Source organism: Microbacterium sp. (assembly GCF_011620715.1).
GTDB lineage: Bacteria > Actinomycetota > Actinomycetes > Actinomycetales > Microbacteriaceae > Microbacterium.
In genome coordinates this window covers 1-6,338 of the sequence record NZ_WOYP01000040.1, presented here as the reverse complement: position 1 = coordinate 6,338, position 6,338 = coordinate 1, and the positions used below count along the sequence as shown (strand labels likewise).

The 6,338-nt window shown below is 68.2% G+C and carries 3 protein-coding genes and 2 pseudogenes; 1 reads left to right on the top strand and 4 read right to left on the bottom strand.

Annotated features, from left to right (window positions below; all coding sequences use genetic code 11):
• Positions 1-345: pseudogene (locus QZV84_RS03995) on the bottom strand (hypothetical protein); the annotation flags it as partial.
• A gap of 138 nt (positions 346-483) precedes the next feature.
• On the opposite strand from QZV84_RS03995, the gene QZV84_RS03990 reads away from it, so the two are divergent.
• Positions 484-1,068, top strand: coding sequence for a hypothetical protein (locus QZV84_RS03990; RefSeq protein ID WP_292825637.1), 585 nt, complete (start codon positions 484-486; stop codon positions 1,066-1,068).
• Between the two features lie 103 nt (positions 1,069-1,171).
• Here the strand turns inward: QZV84_RS03990 and QZV84_RS03985 are convergent, their stop codons facing one another.
• The 3 genes and pseudogenes from QZV84_RS03985 to QZV84_RS03975 all read right to left on the bottom strand — a co-directional run.
• Positions 1,172-1,798, bottom strand: coding sequence for a hypothetical protein (locus QZV84_RS03985; RefSeq protein ID WP_292825634.1), 627 nt, complete (start codon positions 1,796-1,798; stop codon positions 1,172-1,174).
• A 92-nt stretch (positions 1,799-1,890) separates the two neighbouring features.
• Positions 1,891-5,775: a DNA-directed RNA polymerase subunit beta' gene (gene rpoC / locus QZV84_RS03980; protein ID WP_292825631.1), complete on the bottom strand. Its 3,885-nt coding sequence runs from the start codon at positions 5,773-5,775 to the stop codon at positions 1,891-1,893.
• Positions 5,776-5,856: 81 nt separating this feature from the next.
• A pseudogene (locus tag QZV84_RS03975) lies at positions 5,857-6,338 on the bottom strand (DNA-directed RNA polymerase subunit beta); the annotation flags it as partial.

Below are 6,338 nucleotides of genomic sequence, written 5' to 3'. Positions count from 1 at the left end.
TTCGGCGACCGTGGGTTCGGCGACGACCGTTTCGGCGACCGCTTCGCTCGGGGCGTCATCGGCGTGCGCCTCGTACATCGCACTGTCGAAGGAAGGATCCTCCTCGACCATGGGGTCATCGGCCCGCGGCAGCGAGCCGGCGGTCTGGGGCGCAGCATCAGCGGGTTCGGTCGCCGGCGGCTCCTGGACGACGGGCGACTCGTGCACCGCGGGCTCATCCGGGACGACCGCGCTGCGGCCGGCAGCCTCGGCGTCGGCGATTCCCTCGCGGGCGCTGCCGACGACATCATCGACGGGCCGGGGCTCTTCGACCGGGTCGCCGTAGGACGACTTCGAGTCACTCATCGGATGCACTCCTCACGCAGGGCGCGTCCCTGCACTGCGAGAGTAACCCGCGGCATGCGCCGGTCCGCGCAGGCATGCCGCGGAATGCGGGCGTGGCGCGGACGGCCTCCAGCGGGGCGCCGTGCGTATCGTGGGCGCATGGCACCTCGACGTGCGGCGCTCGCGTGCGCCGCCGCATCCGTTCTCGTGATCGCCGCCGCGCTGTCGGCGTGCGCGCCGCAGCCGGGAACGACCCCCGGCCCGAACCCGCCGAGTGCTTCTCCGACCGGCTCGGGCACACCGACGCGGTCACCCGCGCCCTCGACGGCCGCCGTGCCGATTCCAGCGGACTGCCGCGAGATCCTCACGACGGGCGTGCTCGATCAGCTCGGCGCGATTACGCTGAACGATCCCGCCCTCGGCCCGTCGGGGGTCCAGTCGGACGGCAGCCTGATCTGCGTCTGGGGCGATCCGGCCGTGCCGGGCACGGTCCTGCGGACCACGATCGCGTACATGTCGCGCGGCCCCGCGCTGGACATGCTCAACGGCCTGCTCGCGGAGGGGTTCGCCTGCTACACGCCCGACGGCGGCACCCGCTGCGAGAAGACGTGGTTCAGTGAGCCGGACCTGATCCCCGAGGGCCGCACGCTGTTCTGGCGGCAGGACGTGCTGATCGACTCGTCGTTCACGAACCTCGCGCCGAGCGGCTACACCGCCGCGATCGTCGCGAGCGTGTTCGGTTGAGCTCCGCAGGCGGAGAGCCGAACACGGTCACCGAGCAGCGCGTCAGCGCGTCGAGACACGGCTGAGCCCGTCAGGAGCTGGGCCGGTCAGGGACCGCGTCGGCTCAGCCCCACACGTGCGCCGAGAGGCGGTCGCCGTACTCGTCGGGGTGCCACCCGCGCTCCACGCTCGAGAGCCACAGGCCACCGCGGACCGTCTGCTCCTCCACGACGTCGCCGGTGGTGCGGGTGCACACCACCGAGTCCGCGTCGGACACGCACGTGAAGCCCTGGCCGCGCAGCGAGGCGTCCGCAACCGGCCCGGCATCGGGGGCCACCCCGGCAAGGGTCGACACGATCGTGCGGCCGCCGTCGGCGCGCCACTGGCACGTGATGCGCACCGAAGGGGTCAGCGCGTCGGTGAGGGTGGTGATCTCGGTGGCGGGCGGGGCGGTGTCCTGCGCGAGCAGCACGTTCGGGGTCCAGGTGAGCTCGGCCCACAGACCGTCGGGATAGAGCTCTCGGCAGTCGATGTCGCCCGGCGCGACGGCGAGCGACGCGACGGATTCCGCCACCGGCGCCACCGGCCGGGGTGCGGTCGCGGAGCGGAGCATGTCGCCCGTCCAGGCGACCGAGACGGGGAGCAACGGGTGTGCGAGCCACGCGAGCGCGGCCACGACCGCGGCGCACAGCAGCCCCGCGGGCCATGCGATCCACGAGTTGCGTCCACCGATCCGCGCCAAAGTCCCCACCCCCTGCTTCCACGGTAAGCGCAGAAACGCCCCGATCCATGAGGACCGGGGCGTTTCTGCGAGGGGACGGATGCCGCGGCATCCGTCGCCGCTCAGTTGTAGGTGCCGGGCGTGAAGTCGTCCGTCGAGAAGGTGTCGAAATCGACATAGCTCAGGTCGGCGTCGGTGTAGGCGCCGTCCGAGGCGAAGATGCGGTTGGGGTACCGCTCGCTCTTGGCCTCTTCGGTCGCCTCGACCACGACGTTGCGGTACTTCGCAAGTCCGGTTCCGGCCGGGATGAGCTTTCCGATGATGACGTTCTCCTTGAGGCCCAGCAGCGGGTCGCTCTTGCCCTCCATGGCGGCCTGCGTCAGGACGCGGGTGGTCTCCTGGAAGGAAGCGGCCGACAGCCACGACTCCGTCGCGAGCGACGCCTTCGTGATGCCCATGAGCTCGGGGCGACCGGACGCGGGGCGCTTGCCCTCTGCCACGACCTCGCGGTTCATGTTCTGGTACTTCTTGAAGTCCACCAGTTCACCCGGAAGCAGCGTCGTCTCACCGTGGTCGACCACGGTGATCTTGCGCAGCATCTGGCGCACGATGACCTCGATGTGCTTGTCGTGGATCGGCACACCCTGCGAGCGGTAGACGCCCTGCACGCCGTTGACGAGGTAACGCTGCACCTCGCGGGCACCCATGACGCGCATGACCTCCTTGGGGTCGAGCGTGCCCACCAGGATCGGCTGACCGACCGTGACGTGCTGGCCGTCCTCGACCAGGAGCGTCGCCCGGCGAAGCACCGGGTAGACGTGCGGCTCGTCGCCGTTGTCGGGCGTCAGGATGACCTTCTTGGCGCGATCGGTCTCTTCGATCGTGATGCGGCCGTCGGACTCGGCGATCGGCGACGCGCCCTTGGGGGTGCGGGCCTCGAAGAGCTCCTGCACGCGCGGCAGACCCTGGGTGATGTCGTCGGCCGAGGCCGAACCACCCGTGTGGAAGGTGCGCATCGTGAGCTGGGTTCCCGGCTCACCGATCGACTGGGCCGCGATGATGCCGACGGCCTCGCCGATGTCGACGAGCTTTCCGGTCGCGAGCGAGCGGCCGTAGCACTGCGCGCAGACTCCGACAGCTGAGTCGCAGGTGAGCACGGAGCGCACCTTGATGGTCTCCACACCCGCCTCGATCAGCGTGTTGAGCAGCACGTCGCCCACGTCTTCGCCGGCCGAGGCCAGCACGTTGCCCTGGGCGTCGACCGCGTCGGATGCGAGCGTGCGGGAGAACACCGAGTTCTCGACGTTCGCGTCCTTGACGAGCACGCCATCAGGACCGGCTGCCGCGATCGGCAGCTCGAGACCCTTGGTCGTGCCGCAGTCGTCCTCGCGGATGATGACATCCTGCGAGACGTCCACCAGGCGACGGGTGAGGTAGCCCGAGTCCGCGGTGCGCAGGGCCGTGTCGGCCAGACCCTTGCGGGCGCCGTGCGTGGCGATGAAGTACTCCGCCACCGACAGACCCTCGCGGTACGAGGAGATGATCGGACGGGGGATGATCTCACCCTTGGGGTTGTTCACCAGGCCCCGCATGCCGGCGATGTTGCGGATCTGCAGCCAGTTTCCACGAGCGCCCGAGGACACCATGCGGTTGATGGTGTTCTCCTCGGGGAAGTTCGCCCGCATCGCGACCTGCACCTCGTCGGTGGCCTCGGTCCAGATCTTGATGAGCTCCTGGCGACGCTCGGAGTCGGTGATCAGACCCTTCTCGAACTGCGCCTGGACCTTCGCGGCGACCTTCTCGTGGCGGGCCACGATCGCGGGCTTGTCCGGCGGGGTGAGGATGTCGCTCAGCGCGACGGTCACTCCCGAGCGGGTGGCCCAGTAGAAGCCGGCGTCCTTGATGCGGTCCAGGGTCGCAGCGACCTCCACCTTGGGGTATTCCTCGGCGAGCTTGTTGACGATCTCCGAGAGCTTGCCCTTGTCGGCCTGCTCGCGCACGAACGGGTACGGTTTCGGCTGACGCGGGAGGGTGTCGTTGAAGATCGCCTGCCCGAGCGACGCGTCGACCAGACCGTGGCGCTCATAACCTTCGGGCGCGTCGCCCTCGAGGAACGTGAGCCCCGGAATGCGGATGCGGACCTTGGCCTGCAGGTCGAGGGCGCCCTCGTCCTTGGCCATGATCGCCTCTCCGACGGAGCCGAACGCGCGGCCTTCACCCTTCGCGCCGGGCTTGACGGTGGTGAGGTGGTGCAGGCCGATGATCATGTCCTGCGACGGCAGGGTGACCGGACGGCCGTCGGACGGCTTCAGGATGTTGTTCGAGGCGAGCATCAGGATGCGGGCCTCGGCCTGCGCCTCGACCGACAGCGGCAGGTGGACAGCCATCTGGTCGCCGTCGAAGTCCGCGTTGAACGCGGCGCAGACGAGCGGGTGCAGCTGGATGGCCTTGCCCTCGACGAGCTGAGGCTCGAATGCCTGGATGCCGAGACGGTGAAGCGTCGGCGCACGGTTGAGCAGCACGGGGCGCTCGCGGATGATCTCCTCGAGCACGTCCCACACCTCCGGGCGGGTGCGCTCGACGGCGCGCTTGGCGGCCTTGATGTTCTGCGAGTGACCGAGGTCGATCAGGCGCTTGATCACGAACGGCTTGAACAGCTCGAGCGCCATCTGCTTGGGCAGGCCGCACTGGTGCAGCTTGAGCTGCGGGCCGACCACGATGACCGAACGGCCGGAGTAGTCGACGCGCTTGCCGAGCAGGTTCTGGCGGAACCGGCCCTGCTTGCCCTTGAGCATGTCGCTCAGGGACTTGAGGGCGCGGTTGCCCGTGCCCGTGACCGGGCGACCGCGGCGGCCGTTGTCGAACAGCGCGTCGACGGCCTCCTGCAGCATCCGCTTCTCGTTGTTGACGATGATCTCGGGGGCGCCGAGGTCGATCAGGCGACGCAGGCGGTTGTTGCGGTTGATCACCCGGCGGTACAGGTCGTTCAGGTCGGAGGTCGCGAAGCGGCCACCGTCCAGCTGCACCATGGGGCGAAGCTCGGGCGGGATCACCGGGACGACATCCAGCACCATGGATGCCGGGCTCATGCCGGTCTGCAGGAACGAGTTGACGACCTTGAGGCGCTTGATCGCGCGGATCTTGCGCTGACCCTTGCCTTCGGAGATCTGCAGGCGCAGCGAGTCGGACTCCCCCGCGAGGTCGAACGCCTCGAGGCGCCGCTTGATGGACTCCGCACCCATGTAGGCCTCGAAGTACTGGCCGAAGCGGTCCTGGAGCTCGTGGAAGATCTCGTCCTCGCCCTTCAGGGCGCCGACCTCGAGGGTGCGGAAGTCCTCCCACACCTTCTCCAGCCGGATGATCTGATCGTCGAAGGACTTGCGGATTCCCGCCATGTCCTTCTCGGCGGCATCCTTGACCTTCTTCTTCTGGTCGGCCTTGGCGCCCTCTTCTTCGAGCGCCGCGAGCTCCTCCTCCAGCGTGCCGAGGCGCGTGGCGATGCGCGAATCGCGCCGGTCGCCGAGCGTCTTCAGCTCGAGCCGGATGTTGTTCTCCTGCGTCGGGAGGTCGCGCTGACGCGCCTCCTCGTCGACGGAGATCACCATGTAGGCGGCGAAGTAGATGACCTTCTCGAGGTCCTTCGGCGCCATGTCGAGCAGGTAGCCCAGACGGCTCGGCACGCCCTTGAAGTACCAGATGTGCGTGACGGGCGCGGCGAGTTCGATGTGGCCCATGCGCTCGCGACGCACGGAGGACTTGGTGACCTCCACGCCGCAGCGCTCGCAGACGATGCCCTTGAAGCGGACGCGCTTGTACTTGCCGCACGCGCACTCCCAGTCACGGGAGGGCCCGAAGATCTGCTCTCCGAAGAGGCCGTCCTTCTCGGGCTTGAGGGTGCGGTAGTTGATGGTCTCAGGCTTCTTGACCTCGCCGTACGACCACCGACGGATGTCGTCGGCAGTGGCCAGGCCGATGCGGAGCTGATCGAAAGTTGTTGATTCGAGCACGAGTTCTCAGTTCTCCTGTGTTTCGGAAAGATTCTTCGGTGATCGAGTAGGCGCGTCAGCGCCGTATCGAGATCGGCCGGGTCAGATCTCGTCGATCGACGAGGACTCGAAGCGGCTGGAGATGTTGATGCCGAGCTCTTCAGCGGCACGGAAGGCGTCGTCGTCGGTGTCGCGGAGGTTGACCGGGGTGCCGTCGGCCGAGAGGACCTCGACGTTCAGGCAGAGCGACTGCATCTCCTTCATGAGCACCTTGAAGGACTCCGGGATGCCGGGCTCCTGGATGTTCTCGCCCTTGACGATCGCCTCGTACACCTTGACGCGGCCGAGGATGTCGTCGGACTTGATCGTGAGGAGCTCCTGGAGCGCGTATGCGGCGCCGTAGGCCTCGAGGGCCCACACCTCCATCTCACCGAAGCGCTGTCCGCCGAACTGCGCCTTGCCACCCAGCGGCTGCTGCGTGATCATCGAGTAGGGACCCGTGGAGCGTGCGTGGATCTTGTCGTCGACGAGGTGGTGCAGCTTCAGGATGTACATGTAGCCGACCGAGACCGGTGCCGGGAACG